The 26,989-nt window shown below is 48.6% G+C and carries 22 protein-coding genes, 2 rRNA genes and 1 riboswitch; of the genes, 21 read left to right on the top strand and 3 right to left on the bottom strand.

What is annotated here, in order from left to right; all coding sequences use genetic code 11:
• Nucleotides 1–116 precede the first annotated feature (116 nt).
• The 5 genes from MKX30_RS21045 (at nucleotide 117) to MKX30_RS21025 (ending at nucleotide 7,012) form a co-directional block, all read left to right on the top strand.
• Nucleotides 117–3,041, top strand: a 23S ribosomal RNA gene (locus MKX30_RS21045).
• A gap of 146 nt (nucleotides 3,042–3,187) precedes the next feature.
• A 5S ribosomal RNA gene (gene rrf / locus MKX30_RS21040) occupies nucleotides 3,188–3,304 on the top strand.
• A gap of 214 nt (nucleotides 3,305–3,518) precedes the next feature.
• Nucleotides 3,519–4,511: a ketoacyl-ACP synthase III gene (locus MKX30_RS21035; RefSeq protein WP_076265178.1), complete on the top strand. Its 993-nt coding sequence runs from the start codon at nucleotides 3,519–3,521 to the stop codon at nucleotides 4,509–4,511.
• 129 nt (nucleotides 4,512–4,640) lie between these two features.
• Nucleotides 4,641–6,776 (top strand): DNA topoisomerase III, encoded by a 2,136-nt coding sequence (locus MKX30_RS21030; RefSeq protein ID WP_341063425.1) that lies wholly within the window; start codon nucleotides 4,641–4,643, stop codon nucleotides 6,774–6,776.
• A gap of 98 nt (nucleotides 6,777–6,874) precedes the next feature.
• Complete coding sequence (locus tag MKX30_RS21025; RefSeq protein ID WP_023987042.1) at nucleotides 6,875–7,012, top strand: hypothetical protein; 138 nt, start codon at nucleotides 6,875–6,877, stop codon at nucleotides 7,010–7,012.
• Nucleotides 7,013–7,196: 184 nt separating this feature from the next.
• Here the strand turns inward: MKX30_RS21025 and MKX30_RS21020 are convergent, their stop codons facing one another.
• The gene (locus MKX30_RS21020; RefSeq protein WP_339201454.1) at nucleotides 7,197–8,357 is read right to left on the bottom strand and encodes a type II asparaginase; all 1,161 of its coding nucleotides are present in this window, start codon (nucleotides 8,355–8,357) and stop codon (nucleotides 7,197–7,199) included.
• 346 nt (nucleotides 8,358–8,703) lie between these two features.
• Nucleotides 8,704–8,832 (bottom strand): DUF4023 family protein, encoded by a 129-nt coding sequence (locus MKX30_RS21015; protein ID WP_023987044.1) that lies wholly within the window; start codon nucleotides 8,830–8,832, stop codon nucleotides 8,704–8,706.
• A 191-nt stretch (nucleotides 8,833–9,023) separates the two neighbouring features.
• Here MKX30_RS21015 and MKX30_RS21010 point away from each other — a divergent pair, with 191 nt between their 5' ends.
• The 10 genes from MKX30_RS21010 (at nucleotide 9,024) to purF (ending at nucleotide 19,815) form a co-directional block, all read left to right on the top strand.
• Nucleotides 9,024–9,287, top strand: a complete 264-nt coding sequence (locus MKX30_RS21010) for a DUF1294 domain-containing protein (RefSeq protein ID WP_339201455.1) — start codon at nucleotides 9,024–9,026, stop codon at nucleotides 9,285–9,287.
• Nucleotides 9,288–9,433: 146 nt separating this feature from the next.
• Nucleotides 9,434–9,868, top strand: coding sequence for a universal stress protein (locus MKX30_RS21005; protein ID WP_023987046.1), 435 nt, complete (start codon nucleotides 9,434–9,436; stop codon nucleotides 9,866–9,868).
• A gap of 350 nt (nucleotides 9,869–10,218) precedes the next feature.
• A riboswitch (purine riboswitch) is annotated at nucleotides 10,219–10,320 on the top strand.
• Nucleotides 10,321–10,468: 148 nt separating this feature from the next.
• On the top strand, nucleotides 10,469–10,954 hold the full coding sequence (gene purE / locus MKX30_RS21000; RefSeq protein WP_023987047.1) for a 5-(carboxyamino)imidazole ribonucleotide mutase: 486 nt from the start codon (nucleotides 10,469–10,471) through the stop codon (nucleotides 10,952–10,954).
• Complete coding sequence (gene purK / locus MKX30_RS20995; protein ID WP_341063424.1) at nucleotides 10,951–12,126, top strand: 5-(carboxyamino)imidazole ribonucleotide synthase; 1,176 nt, start codon at nucleotides 10,951–10,953, stop codon at nucleotides 12,124–12,126. Before purE ends, purK begins: the two co-directional genes overlap by 4 nt.
• A 2-nt stretch (nucleotides 12,127–12,128) precedes the next feature.
• Complete coding sequence (purB, locus tag MKX30_RS20990) at nucleotides 12,129–13,427, top strand: adenylosuccinate lyase (RefSeq protein ID WP_013308794.1); 1,299 nt, start codon at nucleotides 12,129–12,131, stop codon at nucleotides 13,425–13,427.
• A gap of 821 nt (nucleotides 13,428–14,248) precedes the next feature.
• Complete coding sequence (locus MKX30_RS20985; RefSeq protein WP_025719826.1) at nucleotides 14,249–15,130, top strand: phosphoribosylaminoimidazolesuccinocarboxamide synthase; 882 nt, start codon at nucleotides 14,249–14,251, stop codon at nucleotides 15,128–15,130.
• Between the two features lie 58 nt (nucleotides 15,131–15,188).
• Entirely contained in the window at nucleotides 15,189–15,434 is a 246-nt protein-coding gene (gene purS / locus MKX30_RS20980; RefSeq protein WP_013308797.1) for a phosphoribosylformylglycinamidine synthase subunit PurS, read from the top strand.
• A gap of 4 nt (nucleotides 15,435–15,438) precedes the next feature.
• Complete coding sequence (gene purQ / locus MKX30_RS20975) at nucleotides 15,439–16,128, top strand: phosphoribosylformylglycinamidine synthase subunit PurQ (RefSeq protein ID WP_023987050.1); 690 nt, start codon at nucleotides 15,439–15,441, stop codon at nucleotides 16,126–16,128.
• Nucleotides 16,106–18,349: a phosphoribosylformylglycinamidine synthase subunit PurL gene (purL, locus tag MKX30_RS20970; RefSeq protein ID WP_023987051.1), complete on the top strand. Its 2,244-nt coding sequence runs from the start codon at nucleotides 16,106–16,108 to the stop codon at nucleotides 18,347–18,349. The genes purQ and purL overlap by 23 nt, the downstream gene beginning before the upstream one ends.
• Entirely contained in the window at nucleotides 18,334–19,815 is a 1,482-nt protein-coding gene (purF, locus tag MKX30_RS20965) for an amidophosphoribosyltransferase (protein WP_023987052.1), read from the top strand. Before purL ends, purF begins: the two co-directional genes overlap by 16 nt.
• A 405-nt stretch (nucleotides 19,816–20,220) precedes the next feature.
• Here the strand turns inward: purF and MKX30_RS20960 are convergent, their stop codons facing one another.
• Complete coding sequence (locus MKX30_RS20960) at nucleotides 20,221–20,406, bottom strand: hypothetical protein (protein ID WP_143757184.1); 186 nt, start codon at nucleotides 20,404–20,406, stop codon at nucleotides 20,221–20,223.
• Between the two features lie 138 nt (nucleotides 20,407–20,544).
• Here MKX30_RS20960 and purM point away from each other — a divergent pair, with 138 nt between their 5' ends.
• From purM to MKX30_RS20930, 6 genes are all read left to right on the top strand, one after another.
• A complete protein-coding gene (gene purM / locus MKX30_RS20955) occupies nucleotides 20,545–21,585 on the top strand; it encodes a phosphoribosylformylglycinamidine cyclo-ligase (RefSeq protein WP_053324651.1) in 1,041 nt (346 codons plus the stop codon).
• On the top strand, nucleotides 21,585–22,199 hold the full coding sequence (gene purN, locus MKX30_RS20950; RefSeq protein ID WP_076265186.1) for a phosphoribosylglycinamide formyltransferase: 615 nt from the start codon (nucleotides 21,585–21,587) through the stop codon (nucleotides 22,197–22,199). The genes purM and purN overlap by 1 nt, the downstream gene beginning before the upstream one ends.
• A 130-nt stretch (nucleotides 22,200–22,329) precedes the next feature.
• Nucleotides 22,330–23,877 carry a bifunctional phosphoribosylaminoimidazolecarboxamide formyltransferase/IMP cyclohydrolase gene (gene purH / locus MKX30_RS20945; RefSeq protein ID WP_076265187.1) on the top strand — a complete coding sequence of 516 codons (1,548 nt, stop codon included), beginning with the start codon at nucleotides 22,330–22,332 and terminating at the stop codon, nucleotides 23,875–23,877.
• A 70-nt stretch (nucleotides 23,878–23,947) separates the two neighbouring features.
• Complete coding sequence (gene purD, locus MKX30_RS20940) at nucleotides 23,948–25,213, top strand: phosphoribosylamine--glycine ligase (protein ID WP_023987055.1); 1,266 nt, start codon at nucleotides 23,948–23,950, stop codon at nucleotides 25,211–25,213.
• Nucleotides 25,214–25,338: 125 nt separating this feature from the next.
• Nucleotides 25,339–26,016 (top strand): TetR/AcrR family transcriptional regulator, encoded by a 678-nt coding sequence (locus MKX30_RS20935; protein ID WP_160789185.1) that lies wholly within the window; start codon nucleotides 25,339–25,341, stop codon nucleotides 26,014–26,016.
• A 99-nt stretch (nucleotides 26,017–26,115) separates the two neighbouring features.
• Complete coding sequence (locus tag MKX30_RS20930; RefSeq protein WP_341063419.1) at nucleotides 26,116–26,973, top strand: substrate-binding periplasmic protein; 858 nt, start codon at nucleotides 26,116–26,118, stop codon at nucleotides 26,971–26,973.
• Nucleotides 26,974–26,989: the final 16 nt, after the last annotated feature.

Below are 26,989 nucleotides of genomic sequence, written 5' to 3'. Positions count from 1 at the left end.
CTGATCTTGTGTAAACAAGTGAAATAAAGGTAGCAGGTAAGGAAAGATCTTTTGCCTTTGGCAAAAATCATTCTTTATCGAACATCGACATTTTCTTTCTTTGAAAGAAAAGTCTAGGTTAAGCTACAAAGAGCACACGGAGGATGCCTAGGCGCCAGGAGCCGACGAAGGACGTGGCGAACAACGATAAGGCCTCGGGGAGCTGTAAGCAAGCTTTGATCCGGGGATGTCCGAATGGGGAAACCCGGCTGTCTTCATCGACAGTCACTTTCTGCTGAATACATAGGCAGAATAGAGGCAGACCAGGGGAACTGAAACATCTAAGTACCCTGAGGAAGAGAAAACAATAGTGATTCCGTCAGTAGCGGCGAGCGAACGCGGATTAGCCCAAACCAAGGAGCTTGCTCCTTGGGGTTGTGGGACGTCTCACATGGAGTTACAAAGGAACCGGTTAGATGAAGAGGTCTGGAAAGGCCCGCCAGAGAAGGTAAAAGCCCTGTAGTTCAAAACTTGTTCTCTCCGAGACGGATCCCGAGTAGTGCGGGGCACGTGAAACCCCGTATGAATCCGGCAGGACCATCTGCCAAGGCTAAATACTCCCTGGCGACCGATAGTGAAGCAGTACCGTGAGGGAAAGGTGAAAAGCACCCCGGAAGGGGAGTGAAATAGATCCTGAAACCGTGTGCTTACAAGAAGTCAGAGCCCGATCTATGGGTGATGGCGTGCCTTTTGTAGAATGAACCGGCGAGTTACGTTCCCGTGCAAGGTTAAGGTGAAGAGCTGAAGCCGCAGCGAAAGCGAGTCTGAATAGGGCGAATGAGTACGTGGACGTAGACCCGAAACCGGGTGATCTACCCCTGTCCAGGGTGAAGGTGCGGTAACACGCACTGGAGGCCCGAACCCACGCATGTTGAAAAATGCGGGGATGAGGTGGGGGTAGCGGAGAAATTCCAATCGAACCCGGAGATAGCTGGTTCTCCCCGAAATAGCTTTAGGGCTAGCCTCGGAAAAAAGAATCGTGGAGGTAGAGCACTGATTGGGTGCGGGGCCCGCAAGGGTTACCAAGCTCAGTCAAACTCCGAATGCCATAGATTTAGTTCCGGGAGTCAGACAGTGAGTGCTAAGATCCATTGTCGAAAGGGAAACAGCCCAGACCATCAGCTAAGGTCCCCAAGTGTGTGTTAAGTGGGAAAGGATGTGGAGTTGCACAGACAACCAGGATGTTGGCTTAGAAGCAGCCACCATTGAAAGAGTGCGTAATAGCTCACTGGTCGAGTGACTCTGCGCCGAAAATGTAACGGGGCTAAACACACCACCGAAGCTATGGCTTGATGCTTGCATCAGGGGTAGGGGAGCGTTGAATGCGGGTTGAAGGTGTACCGTAAGGAGCGCTGGACTGCATTCAAGTGAGAATGCCGGTATGAGTAACGAAAAGATCTGTGAGAATCAGATCCGCCGAAAGCCTAAGGGTTCCTGAGGAAGGTTCGTCCGCTCAGGGTAAGTCGGGACCTAAGGCGAGGCCGATAGGCGTAGTCGAAGGACAACAGGTCGAAATTCCTGTACCACCGTAATCCGTTATGAGCAATGGGGTGACGCAGTAGGGTAGTGACGCGGACTGATGGATGTCCGTCTAAGCAGTGAGGCTGGTGTGTAGGCAAATCCGCACATCGTAAGGCTGGGCTGTGATGGGGAGCGAAAATTGTAGTAGCGAAGGTCATGATCTCAGACTGCCAAGAAAAGCCTCTAGCCAGGAGAAGGTGCCCGTACCGCAAACCGACACAGGTAGGCGAGAAGAGAATTCTAAGGCGCGCGGAAGAACTCTCGTTAAGGAACTCGGCAAAATGACCCCGTAACTTCGGGAGAAGGGGTGCCTCGGTAGGGTGAATAGCCCGAGGGGGCCGCAGTGAAAAGGCCCAAGCGACTGTTTAGCAAAAACACAGGTCTGTGCGAAGCCGCAAGGCGAAGTATACGGGCTGACGCCTGCCCGGTGCTGGAAGGTTAAGGGGAGTGGTAAGCCTTCGGGCGAAGCTATGAACCGAAGCCCCAGTAAACGGCGGCCGTAACTATAACGGTCCTAAGGTAGCGAAATTCCTTGTCAGGTAAATTCTGACCCGCACGAATGGCGTAACGACTTGGGCGCTGTCTCAACGAGAGATCCGGTGAAATTTTAATACCTGTGAAGATGCAGGTTACCCGCGACAAGACGGAAAGACCCCATGGAGCTTTACTGCAGCTTGATATTGAATTTGGGTACGATCTGTACAGGATAGGTGGGAGCCGTTGAATCTTGAGCGCCAGCTTGAGAGGAGGCATCCTTGGGATACCACCCTGATCGTATCTAGGTTCTAACTTGGTACCGTGATCCGGTGCGAGGACAGTGTCAGGTGGGCAGTTTGACTGGGGCGGTCGCCTCCTAAAGAGTAACGGAGGCGCCCCAAGGTTCCCTCAGAATGGTTGGAAATCATTCGAAGAGTGCAAAGGCAGAAGGGAGCTTGACTGCGAGACCTACAAGTCGAGCAGGGACGAAAGTCGGGCTTAGTGATCCGGTGGTACCGCATGGAAGGGCCATCGCTCAACGGATAAAAGCTACCCTGGGGATAACAGGCTTATCTCCCCCAAGAGTCCACATCGACGGGGAGGTTTGGCACCTCGATGTCGGCTCATCGCATCCTGGGGCTGAAGTAGGTCCCAAGGGTTGGGCTGTTCGCCCATTAAAGCGGTACGCGAGCTGGGTTCAGAACGTCGTGAGACAGTTCGGTCCCTATCTGTCGTGGGCGTAGGAAATTTGAGAGGAGCTGTCCTTAGTACGAGAGGACCGGGATGGACGTACCGCTGGTGTACCAGTTGTTCCGCCAGGAGCACCGCTGGGTAGCTATGTACGGAAGGGATAAGCGCTGAAAGCATCTAAGCGTGAAGCCCCCCTCAAGATGAGATTTCCCAGTATGTAAGACCCCTTGAAGACGACGAGGTAGATAGGTTGGGGGTGGAAGTGCAGTAATGCATGGAGCTGACCAATACTAATCGGTCGAGGGCTTATCCTAAAAATAAAACGCAAATAAGTTTCGGATCCAGTTTTCAGGGTGTAAGTTTTGTATTGTATAAGCTCAAGTAGCTTATATGAAACAAGCGAACACACAGCATTTGGCGATGCTGATTCCTGTTAAAGAATTTATAATGTAAATTCATGTTTGGTGGCGATAGCGGAGGGGTTCCACACGTACCCATCCCGAACACGACCGTTAAGCCCTCCAGCGCCGATGGTACTTGGACCGCAGGGTCCTGGGAGAGTAGGACGTCGCCAAGCAACAAACAAAAGAGACCATGATCTTCTGAAGATCATGGTCTCTTTTTTGCGTTAAAAGGCAGAGGGATTTTATTTAAAGTGAGTTTGTTATAAGTTCAACTGGATAAGTGGATATTAACTAGTAAATAAGAAAACGTTTTTAAAATAATTTAGTACCAGGTATTAGTATCTGGTGTTATAATGTGAATAAGGATTACAAAGGAGAGTGATCAAATTGTTGAATTCAAAAGCAAAGCTTACGGCCTTTGGCACTTATGTGCCTGAACGTATTTTGACAAACGCCGATTTGGAGAAGCTTGTGGACACTAGTGACGAGTGGATTGTACAAAGAACGGGTATGCGTGAAAGACGAATTGCGGCTGAAGATCAATATGTATCTGATTTATGTATACAAGCTATTACACGTATGATTAACCTGTATGACGTAAATATAAACGATGTTGAGATGATCATTGTAGCGACTAGTACACCTGATTACTACTTTCCAAGCACGGCTTCACGTATTCAGGCTCATTTTGATATTCCGAACACGGGGTCAATGGATATTAGTGCAGCATGTGCAGGTTTTTCCTATGGACTTCATTTGGCAAATGGCCTTATTACGAGTGGTCTGCATCGTAAGGTGCTAGTAGTGGGAGCCGAAACGTTGTCCAAAATTACAGATTATACGGATCGGACAACGTGTATACTTTTTGGAGATGGTGCAGGAGTTGCACTTGTTGAATATGACGAGGATGAAGGATCATTTTTAACTTCTGATATAGGTACTTATGGGCAAGGGGGAGCGCATCTTTACCGTGTGGGATTATCTGATCATTTGGATGGAGAGAAGCTGCAAGACCATGGATTTATTGCTCAAAATGGACGCGAGGTTTATAAATGGGCTGTTCGCTCTGTTCCAACGGGAATCGAACGATTATTGGATAAGGCAAATATGAAGAGGGAGGATCTTGACTGGTTTGTCCCTCATAGCGCTAATTTGAGAATGATCGAGTCCATATGTGAAAGAAGTACAGTACCTTTGGAAAAAACGCTGACCAGCGTAGAGTTGTATGGTAATACATCGGCGGCATCCATCCCGTTGGCTTTGCAGTGTGGTTTGGATGATGGACGTTTACGGTATGGACAACATGTATTGTTATATGGTTTTGGGGGAGGACTCACCTATGCGGGTCTGCTATTAAAATGGAGTGTGCCTGATTTGTAAGTTATCCTAACTGATGTAGAAGCAATAGCAATAGTATGTAGGATCATGTTAATAAGAGCCGTTGGCATTAGAATTTATCGTAAGATGGCAGGATGGTATAATTAACACTATGAGAGAAAGGAGCGTAACATGAAGGTATTGGTATTGGCAGAAAAACCGTCCGTGGCCAGAGAGATTGCACGTGTGATGGGTAGCCGCGAGAAGCATAAAAGTTATATAGAAGGACCCCAGTACGTGGTGACGTGGGCACTGGGACATTTGGTCGGCTTAGCAGAGCCGGAGGATTACGATTCTAAGTATGCGACCTGGAATTTGGAGGACCTGCCTATTCTTCCGAAGAGTTCAAAGTTAAAGGTGCTGCGCGAAAGTAACCATCAGTTCAAAGCTGTGCAGCAGCTCATGAAGCGGCAGGACATTGGAGAGCTTATCGTGGCAACAGATGCTGCTCGTGAAGGAGAATTGTTGGCACGCTGGATCATCCAAATGGCAAACTGGAAAAAGCCCTTCCGGCGCTTATGGATCTCCTCGCAGACGGACAAGGCGATTAAGGCAGGTTTTGCAAAGCTATTGCCTGGTCAGCAGTTTGATCGTTTATATGAATCGGCTCGCTGTAGAGCTGAAGCAGACTGGATGATTGGTCTCAATGTAACTCGCGCGTTGACTTGTCGTTATAACGCCCAACTTTCGGCTGGAAGAGTGCAGACGCCAACGCTGGGGATGATTATGGAGCGTGAGAAAGAAATTACCGAATTCCGTTCTCAGGAATATGATACTTTGACGGCGGATTTCGGCGATTTTCAGGCAACTTGGCGGGCAGAGAGCGGGGATTCACGCATGTTTGACCGCACTCAAGCAGAGGCTTTGCGCCGCAGGCTTGAGGGGGCCAAAGGCACAGTTGCGAGTGTTAAAAAGAGCGAAAAGAACGAGCCTCACCCGCTAGCGTATGATTTAACGGAGCTGCAAAGAGATGCTAATCAGCGCTATGGCTTTTCGGCTAAACAAACGTCTAATCTGCTTCAGCGTCTGTATGAACAGCATAAGCTGGTGACCTATCCACGTACGGACAGCCGTTATCTGACATCCGATATGGTGGACACACTTAAGGAAAGGCTCAGTAGTGTAGCAGTAGGTCCATATGCTTCCTTGGCACGTCCGCTATTGCGTAACAACCTACCAATCACAAAGCGAATTGTGGATGACAGTAAAGTCACGGATCATCATGCGATTATTCCTACTGAGCAGACATTATTGCTTAATCAGTTGAGCCCAGAGGAACGTAAACTGTATGATCTGATTGCACGACGTTTTATCAGTCTATTCTATCCACCTGCACGTTATGATGCTGTAGCCGTATCAGTAACGGTGGAGCAGGAGACGTTTCAGGTAAAAGGCACAACGGTAAAAGATAGCGGATGGCTTGCTGTATATGACGCGAACCATTATGATATGGATGATGAAGAAGCAGAGGATCGGGAAAACAATGGACAAGGCGTTATTTTACCTGAGCTGCAAAAAGGAGATTCAGTCCGGTTACAACGTTGTCTTGTACGAGCTGGGCGAACGATGCCGCCGAAGCGGTATACAGAAGCAGCCCTGCTCGCTCAGATGGAAAAGCATGGACTGGGTACTCCTGCTACCCGTGCCGATCTGATTGAGAAGCTTGTCAGCTCGGATACGATTGAGCGTCAGGGGAACGTGATGCATCCCACAGGGAAAGGTAAGCAACTGATTGAACTGGCGGCTCCACAGCTTAGAACGCCCGAACTGACGGCACGTTGGGAAGCGGAGCTGGAACGGATTGCTCGTGGTCAAGGACAACCGGAACCGTTTTTGAATTCTATTCGTGCTATGGCGAAAGAGTTGGTTTCCACTGTAAAAAATAGCAGTGCGGAGTACAAGCCCCACAACGTGACGAATAGTCATTGTCCTGATTGTGGTACAAAGCTGTTGGAGAAGAAGGGGAAGAAAGGAAAGTTCCTTGTATGTCCAAGTGCGGATTGCGGTTACCGTCGTTCAGGGGAAAAACGTTTGTCCAATCGACGTTGTCCGCAGTGTCATAAGAAAATGGAAATGAAAGAGGGCAAGGCAGGGCTATATGTAAGATGCCTGCCCTGCGGCATTACTGAGACGTTGGATAATGACAAGCAGCGGGTAAACAAACGGGAACAGCAAAAGCTAGTAAGACAATTTGAAAAGCAGGAATCTTTTGGCTCCAGTTTGGGTGATTTGCTAAAAGCAGCGATGGAACAAAAGCAGGGCAAATAACGGATGACCAAAAGTGCTGTAGTCAACATAATCAGCAGGTATACGTCGGTATAAAAACGATCACTCCTTGGCATGGTAATCCGAGGAGGTGAGTATTTATGCCCAAGCATAAGTCGCTTAAAATCAATAATCAGCAAAATAAATCAAGTATTCTGGAGGAAGAAATCGCTCCTCATCCAGAGAAGCAAGCGAAATATCCTCCAAGCTTGAATGGGATTCCCAAACAGCAGTCTTGATGCTACATGGGAGGAACAACGAATTACTGTTTAAGACCAAGACGATTGGATATCAGATGAAATAGTTACTAATGCTAGAATTGTCTCGCAAAAAAAAGAAGCAGCAGTTACGGTGGTCAACCGTAATCGCTGCTTCTTTTTCATAATAAAGATGATCTATTTATTTGATTTGGGATGACTGCTTTTAGTATTCATTAAAAAAGGATTGAATTTGGTTAACATCGTGTGTTTGGGTCAAAGCAAGCATGAGCAAAATCCGTGCTTTTTGCGGATTAAGCGAATCGGTCGACACAAAGTTCGATGCCGCGTCTTTTGTTGACGGGGACACAACTCCACTTCCCACGCGGCTGGAGCGGGCAATGATCACTCCTTTTTTACCTGCGGCCTCTGCGCCCTCTGAGGAGGTCTTGGACAAGGAACCATTACCGGAACCAGCTACGACAATACCCTTGGCACCAGCTGCTACGGCTGCATCATATAGATAGCGACCATTGTTTTGATACTCGTATAAAATATCTACTTGCGGCAGTTGAGTCAGGTTAGAGATGTCGAATACAGAAGAAGTCGTATGCTTGTGCGTGGATTTGTTGTAGTAGTACACTTGATCACCCACAACAGCTCCAAGGTATCCCTGCTCCACAGACTTGAACGTATCGACTGCTGTTGTGTTTGTTTTAGTAATATATCTTGCTGCACCGATACGGTCGTTCAGCAGGACGAGTACACCCTGACCTTTAGAGGCCGAAGCCCCGGCGACTTTCACTGCATTATACAGGTTGAAGGGACCATCGGCACTGATGGCAGTAGCTGGACGCATAGAGCCAACGACAACTACTGGCTTATCGCTTTTGATAACAAGATTGAGGAAATAAGCGGTTTCTTCTAATGTATCTGTGCCATGTGTAATGACAATGCCGTCTACATCGTCTCTGGCAAGCAGTTCATTGGTACGTTTGGCAAGTTTTAAGAGGATCTCATTATTAACGTCGGGGCTACCTACATTAACAACTTGCTCACCACTGACATTTGCAATACTTTTCATCTCAGGAACGGCATTGATCAGAGTTTCCACACCTAACGCTCCTGCTTTGTAGCCGGTCGTATCCGTATTGACGGAAGATGATCCTGCAATGGTCCCTCCCGTGGCAAGTATTTTAATATTGGGTAAATGATTGGTTTGAGGATTTGCGGATTTGTCCGACGTTGTAGTGGCAGAAGTAGGTGCAGTTGTGCTGGTTGTAGCTGCTGCCGCAGCGTTGGCGGTAAATCCACCACTCCACAAGGTACTTCCGAGAATAAAGCTAGCCAACAGGGGAATCATCGTCATTTTTTTCATGTTAGTCATATAAAGCTCCTCTCCAATCTTAAACCTCAAATATTAATGATAGATTAACTGACAAATAATTTATCGAATTACGTTAATATCACGAATTATAGGGTGTAAAATTGTTTTTAGTCAACACTTATGTTAGGGAATATGACTTTAGAACTTGTTTATTATAAATGTAATCGATTTCAAAAAAATATTTGCAAAAACAACAAGCAGATATCTCATAAGGAGTCTGCTTGCTGTTATTGTGGAAGCTAAACAACGGAGTTTACCTTGTACTCAATTCTCAGGAAAAGCTGCAAGGTTAAGTTGATACTATACGTTAATAACGTGGCTATACAGCTTAATACAGATTCCTTGATCAAGGATTGTTGGTATGCTGTTTTGTCGGCAAGCTGGCGCTGGGAGTTCCTTTTCCTCGTTTGCGGTTGCGTTCTGCCTTTTTTGCATTTTCTCGCAGCTTTTCAACGTATTCATGGGTGCTTTCCATCGTAGTCCCTCCTTTAAGACGAAATAGATGCACTCGGGGATCGCCCTTATGCCACCTTACTATTTCCGCAAAAGCACTATCCAAGTCAGGGGAGGCGTTGTTTCTGTAAAAGGGGTGGGGTTATAATGAGGGGGGAGCGCTATATAAGGCCTAATCCTGAACTTGGTAGGTGTGCAAAAGGAGGAGAGACATTGCAGACAGGCTTGTTGGTATGGCTGCTGTTTATCAATGCAGTAGGCTATCTGGTAATGTCGGAAGATAAAAAGAGAGCACGTAAACATCGCGATCGTGTACCTGAACGGACGTTGTTTTTCCTGGCCCTGATCGGGGGAGCATTAGGCGTGCTAATTGCCATGTACCGTAAACGCCATAAAACACGGCATATGAGCTTCAGATTTGGTATTCCTGCGTTGCTATTCATGAACGCATTGCTGTATGGGTATTTTTTACGGTAAAGGGGAGGAGTTTAGGTTCTCATAGGGAAGTTTAATGATGAGTGAGAAGACTACTCCAGCCATCCAGTGATGACATGGCATGAACAACAGGACTACATATTTCAGGCTTTGGAATCAACAAACTGAATGAGGAAGAGGTGCGTATTATGCTATTTTCAAAAATATTGCTTGCTTATGACGGTTCGGATGCATCCAACAAGGCTTTGTTGAAGGCGACTGAATTGGTCAAGGCATCACCGTCCTCGCAGCTTGAGGTGGTAACAGCATTTGATTTTCCACGGATTTTTATGGGCGAAGGTTTGGCTCCTATTCCAGCTTCGGTGAATAAAGAATATTACGATTTGGCCGAACAAACTACGGATGAAGTTAAAAAGCGGCTTGCTGAGCAGGGCGTAGATGCCAAGGTGGAGCTCATTCAAGGTTCGCCAGCCGAAGTCATTTTGGATTATGCCAATGAGAATGACTTCGATGTGATTGTGATTGGTAGCCGCGGTTTAGGTGGTATCCGTGAATTCGTATTGGGTAGCGTAAGCCACAATGTGGTGCAGCATGCGCGTATTCCTGTGCTGGTCGTAAAATAACTGAATAAAAAAGTAAAAGTCGGTTTACTGCCTGTATAGGGAGTGCCGACTTTTATTTTTGTCAGTGAAATGCGGTGCGCTCGCTGTTATCAGGATAGGTGAGAGATAGCTAAATGTAATACAATAGTCCTGACCTATGGGTATATAAGGGTGTTGATTTTGTTAAACACGAACATTCTATTGTATGGTTATTATAATGTTCGTTTTCAAGTTGACATAAGGTGTAGGGAATTGTTAAACTAGGAAGTGTATTGTCGATAAAAAATGAACTTTAGGTACAATTTAATAAGGTACACATGTTTGAGCCGAAACTGACCACGATCATACTTGTAAAGAATATCGTTGGGTATGGAATAGGCACAATGCTAACTCGTATAATGCCGGGGATATGGCCCGGAAGTTTCTACCTGGAAACCTTAAATTTCCGGACTACGGGAGACATACGGCTGAAGCCGCATTGGATGCGGTGGAAGAGGCTTGCTTTTGGCATGCCTTTAAGAGGCTCTGTCGTTTGTTTTTTCGTAGTCCGGTGTCTTGAAAATAACGTTATTTTCGAGTGCCGGATTTTTGGCGCTTATTGATAAACAGGGAGTGAAGGACATGTCAGTGCAGGTCGCTGTCATTATGGGCAGCACATCAGACTGGGACACCATGCAGCATGCATGTGCTGTGCTGGACGAGCTTGAAATCGGATATGAGAAAAAAGTAGTTTCAGCCCATCGTACACCGGATTTAATGTTTCGTTTTGCAGAAGAGGCCGCCGGGCGTGGACTAAAGGTCATTATTGCTGGAGCGGGTGGGGCTGCGCATCTGCCAGGGATGGTGGCTGCGAAGACATCCTTGCCGGTCATTGGTGTGCCTGTTCAGTCGAAGGCTCTGAACGGTCTGGACTCCCTGCTCTCCATTGTGCAGATGCCGGGTGGTATTCCGGTTGCCACTGTGGCAATCGGTAAGGCAGGTGCTACGAATGCAGGGCTGCTGGCAGCACAAATATTAGGCGCTTTTGACGAAAAGATAAGCCAACGGGTTTTGGCGAGACGCGACCGTATCCGTGATGAGGTGCTGGAAGGCAGTGACTCGCTATGAATGGGGCAGGTGAACCCACAGGCCGTATCCGACCTCCTGGTACAACGATTGGACTTTTGGGAGGCGGGCAATTAGGAAGAATGCTTGTACTGGCGGGAACCAATCTAGGATATCGCTTTGTGACACTGGACCCTACACCGGATAGCCCATGTGGACAGGTGTCAGAACAAATCCGCGCTGCCTATGATGATGAGCATGCAGCCAGAGAGCTGGCTGAGCGGTGCGATGTGATCACGTATGAGTTTGAAAATGTGGACGCGGGTGTGGCTGCACTTTTGGAACAGGAATCCAGCGTTCCGCAAGGCAGCAGTCTTTTGTACACAACCCAGCATCGTCTGAGAGAGAAGCGTTCTATTGAAGCTGCTGGTGTCCCTGTCGCTCCGTATCGTGAAATCAGCAGTCCTGCGGATATGGTTCAAGCGGTAGCTGAACTGGGTGTACCGTGTGTGCTCAAGACAGCAGTCGGTGGTTATGATGGCAAGGGACAAGTGGTCATTCGCCAACCGGAGGAAGCCACGGCTGCCTACGAACAACTGGCAGGAGGCGGTGCAGAACTGGTATTGGAACAGTTCATCCGTTTTCGCTGCGAAATCTCGGTGATTGTAGCTCGCAGCACGAACGGTGAAGCCAAAGCCTTTCCACCTGCCGAAAACATTCACGTGAACAATATTTTGCACACGTCGATTGTGCCTGCGCGTGTGCCAGAACCTGTCCAGGAGGAAGCACGCAAGTTGGCGCTGGCTGTGGCAGAGTCGCTGGGTGCGGTGGGACTGCTCGCTGTGGAGATGTTTGTCACCGAAGATGGACAATTGTACGTTAATGAGTTGGCACCACGACCGCATAACTCCGGCCATTACACGATGGAGGGATGCGCGACGTCGCAATTCGAGCAGCACATACGTGCGATTTGCGGTTTATCCTTGGGCAGCACGAAGCTGCTGACTTCCGTCGTGATGGTCAATGTGTTAGGTGAGCATTTGGAGGGCGTGGTTCGGCGGTTTGCGCAATCGGATGTTGAAGCTGAAAGATTGGATGTTGTACCCAAGCTGCATTTGTATGGAAAAAGTGAAGCCAAGCCAGGCCGAAAGATGGGACATATTAATCTATTGTGCCAGGATGCGGAACAAGCGCTGGAATGGATTGAACAAACCAATATTTGGGGGAATAAATAGTCATGATCGAACGCTATAGCAGACCGGAAATGAGAGCGATTTGGACGGAAGAAAATAAATTTAAAGCGTGGCTGGAAGTAGAGTTGTGTGCCTGTGAAGCTTGGGCGGAATTAGGAGTTATTCCCAAAGAGGATACTGTGGCTCTGCGTAAGAATGCAAGTTTTGATATTGAACGGATCTATGAAATTGAGCAGGAGACAAGACATGATGTCATTGCTTTTACCCGCACGGTGTCCGAAAGTCTTGGAGACGAGCGCAAATGGGTACATTATGGTTTGACTTCCACAGACGTAGTTGATACGGCACTGGGCTACCTGTTAAAGCAGGCGAATGAAATCCTGGAACGTGATATCTTGAATTTTATTGAAATTTTGAAGGAAAAGGCATTGGCTTACAAGCATACACCGATGATGGGACGTACACACGGAGTACATGCTGAGCCAACAACGTTTGGACTGAAGATGGGATTGTGGTACGAGGAAATGAAGCGCAATCTGGAACGCTTTCGTTTTGCGGCTGACCAAGTACAATACGGTAAAATGTCCGGTGCAGTGGGAACATATGCCAACATTGACCCGGCTGTAGAAGAATTTGTATGCCGCAAGCTGGGTACCAAGCCTGCACCGATTTCTACACAGACGCTACAGCGCGACCGTCATGCCGAATACATGGCAACATTGGCGTTGATCGCCACATCGTTGGACAAATTTGCTACAGAAGTCCGTGCTCTGCAAAAGAGTGAGTTCCGTGAGGTGGAAGAAGCCTTTGCCAAGGGTCAAAAAGGATCTTCCGCGATGCCGCATAAACGCAATCCGATCGGAAGTGAAAACATCTCCGGTCTGGCACGCGTGATTCGTGGGCATATGGTATCGGCGTATGAGAACGTAACCCTGTGGCATGAACGCGACATTTCGCATTCTTCCGTAGAACGCATCATTCTGCCGGATGCAACGATGCTGTTGAACTACATGCTGAACCGTTTTGGTAATATCGTAAAAAATCTGACGGTCTTCCCTGAAAATATGAAGCGCAATATGGCCCGTACGTACGGCGTACCGTTCTCCGGTCGTATTATGACCAAGCTGATCGACAAAGGCTTTAGTCGTGAAAAAGCTTACGATACTGTGCAGCCGCGTGCTATGCAGGCGTGGGAAGAGCAACGCCAATTCCGCGAAATCGTCGAGGCGACCCCGGAAATTACTGCCGTGCTCAGCGCAGACGAAATCGAGGACGCGTTCAACCCAGCCTGGCATCTGAAGAACGTGGATACGATCTTCAAAAAGCTGGGATTAGGGGAGTAGGAGGGAAGGTTGGTTGGCGCTTGGGAGGGTATAAAGAGCGTGGTGAGGCCGCTGCGCGAACGGATCATTCTTCCGATTGCTGTTGCCACTGGATTCCTGTGATTGTATAAGACCAGATATTGGTTGGAATCTAGAGGCAAAGGCAAGCGCTACGCTTCTCCAGAACGATTCCGTCCGTTCCGCTGCTTCCAGCACCAACCTTCATGAGGGAGCAGAACTAGGGGTGGTGCGGCACATAAGATGCCGCACCACCCCGAAGAACGATAGAAAAGCGTGTTCCACTGCTTTTCTATCGCAGGCAACGTTCTCGTGAGGGCTGCCGAATTTGCGTAGCAAACAGCCCGCGGTCCTCACGAGCACGCGCAGGCTCAAGAAGCGAAGCCTTGAGCCACCGTATCCGTGCGCATGCGTAGCATATGCGCACAACAGGCGAAGCCCAATGCTCGCTGCACGGCATGCCGAGCTACGGCCACGGGCAGAATGGTTTGGCGGTATGTAGACGCTGAACCACGATCGAGCTGTAAGCGGCATAAAACTTGTCGCTTAGAGTCGGAAGCGTTAATACATTGTTAATACGTAAAAACGTCGATCTGTACTAACGTAAAAGCGTTGCTGGATGAGGGCTTGTGCCAACAAGCCTTCATCCAGCGGAACGCGCTCACTCCACCGTAGCTCCAGTAACCCGTCATCCCCTGCTCACTAGCCAACCCTTGCGGGAGTCCCGAGGGCAGCAGCCCTGGGGGTCCTCCCTGAGGGGAGGATTTAGGAGGGGCAAGGTTGATTTAGGAGGGGTAATACTCTTTTGAAAGAGGTGTAATGAAATGTCATTGTCTACTGCCGAAGGTCTGATCCATGCGCCGCTTTTGTACAAAGGCAAGGTGCGTGAACTGTATGATCTCGGAGAGCATTTTCTGATTGTCGTGACGGACCGAATTTCGGCTTTTGATTATGTGTTAGAGCCGCCCGTGCCCGAAAAGGGGAACGTGCTGAATAAACTCAGCGCTTTCTGGTTTGAGCAGACGAAAGACTTGTTGGAAAACCATGTCGTGCACACCGATGTGAACAAGCTCGGGCATGTGATCGACGAACAGAATAAAGAGTTGCTGAAGGACCGTATCATGGTCACGCTGAAGGCTGAACGCATCGACATTGAGTGTGTGGTGCGCGGATATATTACCGGAGGCGGCTGGCGTCAGTATGAGCAGAACGGTGAGGTGAACGGCATTCCATTGCCAGAGGGGCTACGTAAAAATGAGCGCTTTCCCAAGCCTTTATTTACACCGGCTGCAAAAAATGATGTTGGACACGACGAGGACATTTCTCTCCATCAGATGAAAGAGCTGGTCGGAGTTGAATTGACAGGCGAGCTTGAAGAAAAAAGCCTGGCGTTGTACGAATTTGCACGTGCTTTCTGTGAGAAGCGGGGGATTATTTTAGCCGATTGCAAGTTTGAGTTTGGTCTTGTTAACGGTAAGGTGATTTTGATTGACGAAATTTTCACTCCAGATTCATCCCGTTTTTGGGCTCAGGAAAAGTATGAGCTGGATGTTGAGATTGACAGCATGGACAAGGAGCCGGTACGAAGCTATTTGGCATCATCCGGTTGGGACAAGAATAGCAAGCCCGATCCGTTGCCTGCTGAGGTCGTAGAAGAAACAACTGCAAGATATACGGATATTTGGCGGCGTCTGACGGCACAGTAAATAGTAATCATAATTCAACCAAAAGGATTCACTCATTCGGAGGAGGAACTGAAGGAACATGATGAAAGCAACAGTCTATGTCACGATTAAGCAAAGCGTTTTGGACCCGCAGGGGGTTGCGGTGCAAGGCGCACTGCATTCTATGGGTTTCGGAGAAGTGGACAGCGTCAGAATTGGTAAGTATATGGAATTGAATCTGGATACAACAGACCGCGAGAGTGCTGAAAAGCGCATCATTGAGATGTGCGAAAAGCTGTTGGCCAACACGGTCATTGAAGACTACCGCTACGAACTGGAGGGCTGATTCCATGAAATTTGCAGTTCTGGTTTTTCCGGGCTCCAACTGTGATATTGACTGCTATAAGGCGGTAGAGGACACGGTCGGTGAACCTGTCGATTATGTTTGGCATACTGCGACGGATCTGTCGCCTTATGATTGTATTCTTGTTCCAGGAGGCTTCTCTTACGGGGATTACCTGCGTTGCGGCGCGATTTCCCGGTTTGCTCCGGTGATGAAGGAAGTAGCCAAAGCGGCTGCTGAGGGGAAATACATTTTAGGTATCTGTAACGGTTTTCAAATTCTGACTGAAGCTGGGCTGTTGCCAGGCGCTTTGCGCCGTAATCTGTCGATGAAGTTCCGTTGCCATGATACGGTGTTGAAGGTTGCGAATAACCAAACACCTTTTACAAAAGATTACGCTGCTGGTGAAGAGATCGTCATTCCGATCGCCCACGGCGAAGGCAACTATTACTGTGATGATGAGACGCTGGCTCGCTTGCAGGCGAATAACCAGATCGTATTTACGTATAGAGATAATCCAAACGGTTCCGTGACGGATATCGCAGGGATTTGTAATGAACAAGGAAACGTGCTGGGCATGATGCCTCATCCGGAACGCGCGGTGGACGCATTGCTCGGAACGGATGACGGCAAACGTATGTTTACATCTATTTTGAATGCTTGGAGGGATCGACATGGCGCAGCAAGTGTCCGCTAAGGAACCGACGGCAGAGCAGGTTGCCGAACATAAACTGTATCAGCAGATGGGTGTATCGGACAGTGAATATGCGTTGATCTGTGAATTCATGGGACGTCAGCCGAATTATACGGAGATTGGCGTATTCAGTGTCATGTGGTCAGAGCATTGTGCTTACAAAAACTCTAAGCCGTTGCTGCGTCGTTTTCCAACGAGCGGTCCGCGAGTTCTGATGGGACCCGGCGAGGGCGCAGGCATTGTAGATATCGGTGACAACCAAGCGGTTGTATTTAAAATCGAAAGTCATAACCATCCGTCGGCTGTGGAGCCTTTTCAAGGGGCAGCGACTGGGGTAGGCGGTATCATCCGTGATATTTTCTCCATGGGTGCAAGACCTGTCGCGGTGTTGAACTCTCTGCGTTTTGGGAAGCTGGAGAGCGACCGTGTGAAATATTTGTTCGAGCATGTGGTATCTGGTATTGCGGGATATGGGAACTGTATCGGTATTCCGACTGTAGGTGGCGAGGTTGTATTTGATGAAAGCTACGAAGGCAATCCGCTCGTTAATGCAATGTGTGTCGGACTGATTGACCATGATAAAATCCAGCGTGGTGTTGCTAAAGGGGTCGGTAACCCGGTGTTCTATGTGGGCCCGCCGACAGGTCGTGATGGGATTCACGGAGCGACATTCGCATCGGTTGAGCTGACAGAGGAATCTGAAGCGAACCGGACTGCGGTTCAAGTAGGCGATCCTTTTATGGAGAAGCTGGTTATGGAATCATGTCTGGAACTGATCGACAGCGGTATTGTGCTGGGTATTCAGGATATGGGTGCCGCAGGACTTACCTGCTCCAGCGCGGAGATGGCGAGTAAGGCTGGCAACGGCCTGGAGCTGTATCTGGATCAGGTACCGCAGCGTGAAGAGGGCATGACACCTTATGAAATGATGCTGTCCGAATCACAGGAACGGATGCTGTTCGTAGTAGAGCCTAAGGATGAAGCACAGGCACTGGAAATTTTCGAGCGTTGGGGTGTTATTTGTGCCAAGGTCGGTAAAGTGACGGATGATGGTCGTTTGCGTTTGTTCCATCACAATGAAGTGGTCGGAGATATGCCAGTGACGGCGCTGGTTGACGAGTGTCCGATTTATGACAAGCCTTCCGAAGTCCCTGCTTATTATGAGCAAAATGCTGCTATTGACACACTGCGTTACGCTGAAGTGACGGATTTGAACGGTGCGTTGAAAAAGGTGCTGTCTTCACCAAGTGTAGCCAGTAAGAAATGGGTATACGAGCAGTATGACTACATGGTTCGCACGAGTACAGCCGTTCGTCCGGGATCGGATGCAGCTGTTGTGACTGTGCGCGGAACTCGTAAGGGGCTCGCCATGACGACAGATTGTAACGGACGTTATGTATACCTTGATCCAGAGGTGGGCGGACGGATTGCAGTTAGCGAAGCAGCGCGTAACATTGTATGCTCCGGCGGCGAGCCGTTGGCGATTACGGATAACCTGAACTTCGGTAACCCTGAAAAGCCGGATATTTTCTGGCAAATGGAAAAAGCCGTGGACGGTATGGCAGAGGCTTGCCGTGTACTGGATACACCTGTTATCGGGGGCAATGTCAGCTTGTACAATGAAAATGCCAAAGGCTCCATCTATCCGACGCCTGTTGTCGGTATGGTAGGACTGGTTCATGATACAGATCATATTACGACACAAGGCTTCAAAGCCGAAGGTGATGTAATTTTCCTAGTGGGGGAAACGAAGGCCGAGCTGGGAGGCAGTGAGTTCCAAGCTGTCGTACACGGTGTATCCGAGGGACGCCCACCTGAGCTGGATTTGAACGTAGAGAAAAAACTGCTGACTGCGGTACTGGGAGCGATTCAGACCGGATTGGTACAATCTGCGCATGATTTGGCAGAGGGCGGATTGGCTGTAGCGCTTGCAGAATCCGGGATTAGCGGCGGATTGGGAGCACAGGTCAACGTAGAAACGAGCTTGCGTCCTGACCATGCGTTGTTTAGCGAAACTCAATCCCGTATTTTGTTATCTGCATCGCCGGATAAAGCGTCTGCTCTGGAAGCACATCTGCGTGGTTTGGAAGTGCCAGTTACCGTATTAGGAAAAGTTGAAGGATCACAATTGACAGTTGAGGTGAACGGACAACCCGCTTTGAACGAGGCAGTCGCCAGTTTGAAGCAAATCTGGGAGGATGTCATTCCATGTCTGATGAAATAACAGCACGGACGTTGTGGACTGGAGATTATTATAATGAAGGCTCTGGTAAAGAGGGGCTGTTTGATAAATTAAAAGAGGAATGCGGCGTGTTTGGAGTATATAGACACTCCGATGCCGCTTCCCTAGCATATTACGGATTGCATGCACTCCAGCATCGCGGGGAGGAAAGTGCGGGCATCTGTGTGAGCAGTGGCGACGAGTTCCATTATCATCGTGGAATGGGGCTTGTAAAAGAAGTATTCAATAAAGATTTGATGGCTTCGCTGACAGGCGATATTGCCATAGGACATGTGCGCTACTCGACAAGTGGAGACAGTAAGCTAACGAATGCACAGCCTTTGGTGTTTAAGTATCGTGATGGGGATCTAGCGGTAGCTACGAACGGGAATATCGTGAATGCTTTGCAAATCCGGCATGAGCTGGAGCAGGGCGGGTCTATTTTTCAAACAACCAGCGATACAGAAGTAGTGGCGCATTTGATCGCACGATCGTCCAAGGATTTGGTGGAGGCCGCCAAAGATGCATTGAAGCGTATCGTCGGAGGATTTGCTTTTCTCATTATGACCAATGATAAACTGCTGGTCGCTTCTGATCCCAATGGCTTGCGTCCGTTGACGATGGGCAGATTAGGTGATGCATATTTGTTTGCTTCCGAAACCTGTGCTTTGGAAACGATTGGAGCAGAGCTGTTGCGCGATATCGAGCCGGGTGAACTGTTGGTGTTGGACAAAAATGGTCTGCACGAAGACCGTTACAGTGAAGGCAAGCATCGTAAAGCACTGTGCGCGATGGAATATATTTATTTTGCCCGTCCTGACAGTGATTTGAATGGTTCCAATCTTCATGCTGCACGCAAAAGAATGGGGAGCCAGATGGCGCTGGAAGCTTTTGTCGATGCGGATCTGGTGACAGGAGTGCCGGATTCCAGTATTTCGGCTGCGATTGGTTATGCAGAGCAGACAGGTATTCCTTATGAGTTGGGTATGATTAAAAATAAATACACTGGACGTACCTTCATTCAGCCGAGTCAGGAGCTACGCGAGCAGGGTGTGAAAATGAAGCTGAGCGCTGTACGCCGTGTTGTTGAAGGTAAACGAGTCATTATGATCGACGATTCTATCGTACGGGGCACTACATCCCGTCGAATCGTGAATATGCTGCGGGATGCAGGGGCACTGGAGGTACATGTACGTATTACCTCACCGCCTTTCAAAAACCCGTGCTTCTATGGCATCGACACGCCGGATCGCCGGGAACTGATCGCTTCGTCCAAAACCGTCGAGGAAATTCGTGAGGAAATTAACGCCGATTCGCTCTACTTTATGAGCGCCGAGGGTTTGATTGCCGCTGTAGGAGGATATAACGAACAGGATTACAAAGGCGGCTTGTGCCTAGCCTGTTTCGATAATGATTACCCGACTCAGGTAGATTTCAAAGGTGAAGAAAAGTTCGGATGTAGTTGTTGAGAAAAGGGAACAAAAGAAGCACAGTGGTGCATGGCAGGAATGGGGATGTCGGTTTTGAGGGGGCCACTCCGCGTGTGGAAGGTTCTTCCGATCGCTGTTGCCGCTGGATTCCTGGATTGGAATAACCCTTAGAGGGTTAGAATCCAGCGGCAAAGGCGAACGCTTCGCTTCTCCAGAATCCTTCCACCCGCTCCGTTCCTCAGGTGTGCAGCATTTTGCAGCAGTGACTGTACCTCTTCTGTTCCCACGGGGAAGAGGATAGGTAAGGCAGTTAAAAACTCATGGCATAACTATTTCATGCCATGAGTTTTTAACGGAGCGGTGACTCACAAAAAGTCACCCTGCTCTTATAAGGTTGAGCCAGCGAAGCAAAGCTCAACAGCAGGCAAGGCGAAGCTGCCTGCCTCAATGGTCAAATAAGTAAGCCGCCCGTTGGCGCTGCTCACTTATTTGACCGGCACGTCCCCGCCTTTGCGAAGCAAACAGCCCGGGACGTGCCCCGCCGCCACTGCATAGGCGGCCTTGCACTAAAGCGTGTCCTTTGTATTCGCGGGTATAGCCCACGAATACAAAGGACAACACGCGACTCACAGCACGAACCAACCACCAAGCAGCACCCAACCTTACACATCTGACCGACTCTTGAGGGGTCCAGGGGGAGCAGCCCCATGGAATCCTCCCTGTTAGGGAGGACTTAGGAGGGTCAATCATTTGAAGGAGTGTTCATGAATGTCCGAAGCATACAAAAACGCAGGGGTAGATATCGCTGCCGGTAATGAAGCAGTAGAACGGATGAAAAAGCACGTTAAACGTACCTTCCGTCCCGAAGTGCTGACGGACTTGGGCGGATTCGGTGCGTTGTTCGGCCTGAATAAGGATAAGTACGATGAGCCTGTACTCGTTTCCGGTACCGATGGTGTCGGCACGAAGCTGAAGCTTGCTTTCGCAATGGATCGTCATGACACCATTGGTATTGACGCGGTTGCGATGTGTGTAAACGACATTATCGTCGGGGGCGCGGAGCCACTCTTTTTTCTGGATTACCTCGCTTGTGACAAGGTTGTACCCGAGAAAATTGAAGCTATAGTCGCTGGAATCGCAGAGGGTTGCCATCAATCGGGCTGTGCGCTGGTCGGCGGTGAAACCGCAGAAATGCCAGGGATGTACAGCGAGGGTGAATATGATATTGCCGGATTCACGGTAGGGATTGTAGATAAAAGCAAAATCATCAACGGTAGCTCCATTGCTTCCGGAGATACAGTGATCGGACTGGCCTCCAGCGGAGTACACAGCAATGGCTTCTCACTGGTTCGCAAGCTGTTATTGGAACAGCAGGGGTATGATTTGCATGATGAAATCGAAGGCTTGAACGGCAAACTGGGCGATGTACTGCTGGAGCCGACGAAAATTTACGTGAAATCCGTTTTGGCATTGCTGGACAAGGTAAAAGTAAAAGGCATGGCGCATATCACAGGTGGCGGTTTTATTGAAAATATCCCTAGAGTGTTACCGGATCACGTCAATGTGGATATAGAATACGGCACTTGGCCGATTTTGCCAATCTTCCAGCTCATGCAGGAAAAAGGCGCAATCTCCAACAAAGACATGTTCACAACCTTTAATATGGGAATTGGAATGGTAATCGTTGTAGGCGAAGAGCATGCACAGACTGCACTGGAAGTTCTGAAGGAACAGGGCGAAGCTGCATATGTAATCGGAAAAGTAACGGAAGGCAGTTCTATCGTGACCTTTACGGGAGCCGAGGTGTAATGAACGAGTACCGGATTGCTGTTTTTGCATCAGGCGAGGGGACGAATTTTCAGTCATTGGTGGATGCGGCTGCACGAGAAGAACTGGGCGGCGCCTCGGTAGAATTGCTCATCTGTGACAAGCCTGCGGCTCCTGCCGTAGCTAGAGCACAGAAAGCTGGAATTGCGTGCCATACTTTTCGACCCAAGGAATATCCTTCTCGAGAAGACTATGAGCGTGAACTGGTGACTTTACTGGATCAGAAATCAATTGATCTCATCGTGTTAGCTGGCTATATGCGTTTGCTATCCAGCGTCATGGTTGATGCCTACGCAGGAAAAATCATTAATATTCATCCGTCACTACTTCCGGCATTTCCAGGGAAAGATGCTGTTGGACAGGCATTGACCTATGGGGTCAAGGTAAGTGGCGTCACCGTTCATTTTGTGGACGGGGGCATGGATACGGGGGCCATTATTGCCCAGCGTGTCGTGGAAGTTGACGACCATGATACAGCGGAATCCTTATCCGCAGCCATTCAATCCGTGGAACGTCAGCTATATCCAGAGGTAGTTGGCAAATTGGCCCAAGGTAAAATCCAATTAAATGGTCGCAAAGTGATTTCACTTCTCTAAGAATGATTGTAATTTGTCATATCATTGTCATATCAAGGATGCTGTACAGGCATTTTCCGATATTTCTCGGGAAATAAAATGATAAAAGAGAATTTTGCAAAATTCTGAAAGAGCTAAAGGAGGAGACAGGGTGAGTATTAAAAGAGCGCTCGTCAGCGTATCGGATAAGCGGGGGATCGTGGAATTCTGCCGCGAGTTGTCCAAATTGGGTGTGGAGATCGTTTCGACAGGGGGAACGAGCAGCTTGTTGTCGAAGGAGGGCATTCCCGTCATCGGCATTTCCGAGGTAACGGGTTTTCCTGAAATTATGGATGGACGTGTTAAAACACTCCACCCTGCGGTACACAGCGGCTTGCTGGCTGTTCGGGATAATGAAGAACATCAGCGTCAGATGAAAGAACTTGGATTGGGTTATATAGATCTGGTCGTTGTGAATCTGTATCCTTTTGCGGAAACGATTGCCAAACCCGGTGTAACTTATGAGGACGCGATTGAAAATATCGACATCGGCGGTCCAACGATGCTGCGTTCTGCGGCAAAAAATCATGCTTTTGTCAGTGTGGTAGTCGATGCTGATGACTATAGCACAGTGTTGGAGGAAATCCGTAAGGATGGCGATACGGAACTGAATACCCGTAAGCGTTTGGCCGCAAAAGTTTTCCGTCATACGGCGTCATACGACGCTTTGATATCCGATTATTTGTCGAATGTGACAGGCGAGCCGTTGCCTGAGCGATACACCGTAACCTATGAAAAAATTCAGGATTTGCGTTATGGCGAAAATCCGCATCAGCAGGCGGCATTTTACCGTGAGCCATTGGCGGCAAAGGGTACACTGACAACAGCGAAACAACTTCACGGCAAAGAGCTGTCTTACAATAACATCAATGATGCTAATGCTGCTTTGCAAATCGTTAAAGAATTCAGCGAACCTACAGTAGTAGCAGTTAAGCATATGAATCCTTGCGGTGTGGGAATCGGCAGCAGTATTTATGAAGCGTACAGCAAGGCGTATGCAGCTGATCCAACCTCGATTTTTGGTGGCATCGTAGCGGCTAACCGGATTATTGATGGTGATACAGCGAATAAGCTGAGTGAGATCTTTTTGGAAATTGTACTGGCACCGGGATTTACGAAAGAAGCATTGGAGATTTTAACGAAAAAGAAAAATATTCGTTTGCTTGATCTGGGTGAGCTTTCCCGGTCTGAACAAGCAGAGAGCCGTTTCGTCGTGACTTCCATTGAAGGCGGCATGGTAGTTCAGCAAAATGACATTCACGCTGTAGACTCGGATGCACTTACAGTTGTAACGGAGCGGGCACCATCCGAGGAAGAACTGAAACAGCTTTTGTTTAGCTGGAAAGTTGTTAAGCATGTGAAATCCAACGCCATCGTACTGGCGGCAGATAATATGACCATTGGCGTAGGCGCAGGACAAATGAACCGTGTCGGTGCGGCCAAGATTGCTATCGAGCAGGCCGGTGACAAAGCAAAAGGTGCCGTACTGGCATCCGATGCATTTTTCCCGATGGGCGATACGTTGGAGTTGGCAGCTAAAGCAGGCATTACAGCAGTTATTCAGCCGGGCGGCTCCATCAAAGACGAAGAGTCCATCAAGGTTGCTAACGAATACGGCATTGCCATGGTCTTTACAGGCGTACGTCATTTCAAGCACTAACTTGTATGAGTTGAGGATGCAGCAGCATTTTCACCTGAACAATCTAATGGGAGCGGGAGGAAACACCTGAATGGATATTTTGGTTATCGGAGGGGGCGGCCGCGAACATGCAATTGTGTGGGCGCTGAAGAAAAGCCCCAAGGCCGGGCAAATCTATTGCGCACCAGGCAATGCTGGTATCGGACAGTTAGCGGAGTGCGTGCCGATTCCGGTGAGTGACTTTGACGCGCTGACAGAGCTGGCGGAATCCAAAAAGGTAGGACTTGTCGTGGTTGGTCCCGATGATCCGCTGGCAGATGGCATTGTGGATGCTTTTGAAGCGAAAGGCATTCCAGTATTCGGACCGCGTAAAAATGCAGCTGAAATTGAAGGCAGCAAAATCTTCATGAAGGATTTGCTCCATAAATATCATATTCCGACAGCAACCTATCGCAAGTTTTATACTTACGAGGAAGCACATGCATACTTGAAGGAGCAACCGATCCCAGTCGTCATCAAGGCAGACGGACTGGCGGCAGGCAAAGGGGTAACGGTCGCGTACTCGATGGAGGAAGCGGAAAAGGCTCTCTCTGACATTATGGTGGCCAAGGTGTTTGGTGAAGCCGGGGCACAAGTCGTGATCGAGGAGTTTCTGGCTGGTCAGGAAATGTCGATTCTCTCCTTTGTCGACGGTGAAACGGTTCGTCCGATGGCTGCGGCGCAAGACCACAAGCCAATTTTTGATGGTGACAAAGGGCCGAATACAGGTGGCATGGGTACGTATTCTCCGTTGCCTCACATAGCCAATTCCATTATTGAGGAAGCTATTGAGACGATTATTAAGCCGACGGCCAAGGCTATGGTTGCTGAAGGGCGTCCGTTCCGAGGTGTATTATTTGCTGGATTGATGATTTCGCCGGACGGCAAGCCAAAGACCATTGAGTTTAATGCACGTTTCGGTGATCCGGAAACTCAAGTGGTTCTGCCTCGTTTAAAATCCGATCTGCTCGATATATTTCTTGCTGCTGTAAATGGTACGCTGGATCAGGTGGAGATTGAGTGGAAGGATGAAGCGGCGGTGTGCGTGGTGCTGGCATCCGGAGGTTATCCTGCAGCTTACGCCAAAGGCGTACCTATCCACGGATTGGAACAGGTAGACGAAGCCATTGTGTTCCATGCTGGAACAGGCATCAACGAACAGGGTGAGTGGGTAACGAACGGCGGACGTGTATTAGGTGTGGTCGGCTTGGGACGTGATATTGCCGGGGCACGGAACAAAGCTTACGAACAGGCGGATCGTATTACCTTTGAAGGTAAACAAAACCGTACGGATATTGCGGCAAAAGCATTGCTGTAGCAGTAATATATAGGATAAAGAGGACCTCTGTGGAGGTTCTCTTTTTTCGTTTGACAAAAGTATACTTATCCTATAGGATTAAAAATACAAAACTGACTGACTGATCAATCGGGAGGAGGAAACCCATGCAGCCACGGAAGGCGAAGCAGTCCGAGACCGTCTCAAATGACCAACCTGCCGAGCACGCGGGAGAAGAAACAGACCGCAGAACACAGCTTCTTCACATAGCATTGAAGCGGTTCGCCGAGCAGGGTTACCATCAAACGAAGATTTCAGATATCGTGGTAGAGGCGGGAGTAGCCCAAGGCACGTTTTATTGGCATTTTAAAAGCAAAGAGGCACTGGCGCTGGAGATTATCGCTACCGGTCGTGAACAACTACTGTCAGCGATTGGACAGGGATATCGCCGTGATGCGGGAACGCTGGCTGATATGGTTAAGGCATCGGAGGCGCTGTTTGTTCGGTTATTTGATTTTGCATTGGAGAACCGCTATCTGATGGGTTTGCTGCTGATCGGCAGCGGTGTCGATGAACCGGTGCGCCAGAGTATCCGAGAGACAAGGGCCGCGATGGAGCAGGCATTCCGGCGCAATATGGAAAGAGCGATCGAGCTGAACATGTTGCCTGCTGAATTGGATGTCGAATTAAGGGCGGCACTACTCATGAGTATGATCGAAGGTGTCATTACACGCTGGCTATTCGGTTCAGAGGGAACACATGACCACATCACGCAGATAACTGCTAAAAGATTGGCAGCAGAGGCGGCTAATTTTGAGTTTTATGGACTATTAGGTCAAAGCTAGATGTGCAACATCGCATGAATGGGGCGTTGGCAACAAATAATATAGCCAAATCACATAGAAGAACTCAATCATTTACATCCAGACAGGAGAGAACGATACATGAAAACACGTAAAAAAGGGTTCTTGGTAACTATACTCATGGCTCTGGCATTGTTCAGCCTTGTGCTGAGCGCTTGCGGTACTAAGCCAGAAGCTTCTAATACTAGTAATGGAGCGGGTAGCAGTAATGTGGCAGCGAGTAACCAGCTCGAAGCAATCAAGAAGGCTGGTGTAATTAAGGTAGGCATGATGGGCACCTATCCGCCGTACAATTTTTTGAACGACAACAAGGAATTGGATGGATTTGATGTGGATATCGCCAAAGAATTGGCGAAGCGGATTGGAGTGAAACCGGAGTTCACGGCACAAGAATTCTCGGGACTGGTTCCAAGTTTGCAAAAGAAAAAATTCGATGCAGTGATTAGCCAGGTGACGATCACAGAGGATCGTAAGAAGGCCATTGACTTCACAGAACCTTATATCACAAACAATGTAAACATTATCGTAAACAGCAAAACAAATGATATTACCAAGCTGGAGGACTTTAAAGGCAAAACCATTGGTGTCGGCTTGGGAACGAATGATGAATCTTATCTGCGGAATGAAGTACTACCGAAGGTAGGCGATTTTGAGATTAAAACGTATGATGATGTCATTACTTCCTTAAAGGATTTAAACTCTGGCCGTATTGACGCAACCATTAACAATCTGTATGCTCTCAAGCCCATTATTGATAAAAACGGGTTCCAAATTAAAGCCGTAGGCGAGCCGATTAAATCGGATCAAGCGGGTGTAGCCATTAACCAGAAAACTCCTGAGCTCAAAGAAGCCTTGAACAAGGCTTTGAAGGAAATGAAGGAAGACGGCACTTACAAAACAATTTTCAAAAAATGGTTTGGCGAGGAGCCAAAAGAATAACGTAAGCCTGTTAGAG

Origin of the sequence: Paenibacillus sp. FSL P2-0173, assembly GCF_038008045.1 — a bacterium.
In the GTDB taxonomy this organism is placed as follows: Bacteria; Bacillota; Bacilli; order Paenibacillales; family Paenibacillaceae; genus Paenibacillus; species Paenibacillus polymyxa_B.
This window is presented reverse-complemented; position numbering and strand designations above follow the sequence as displayed.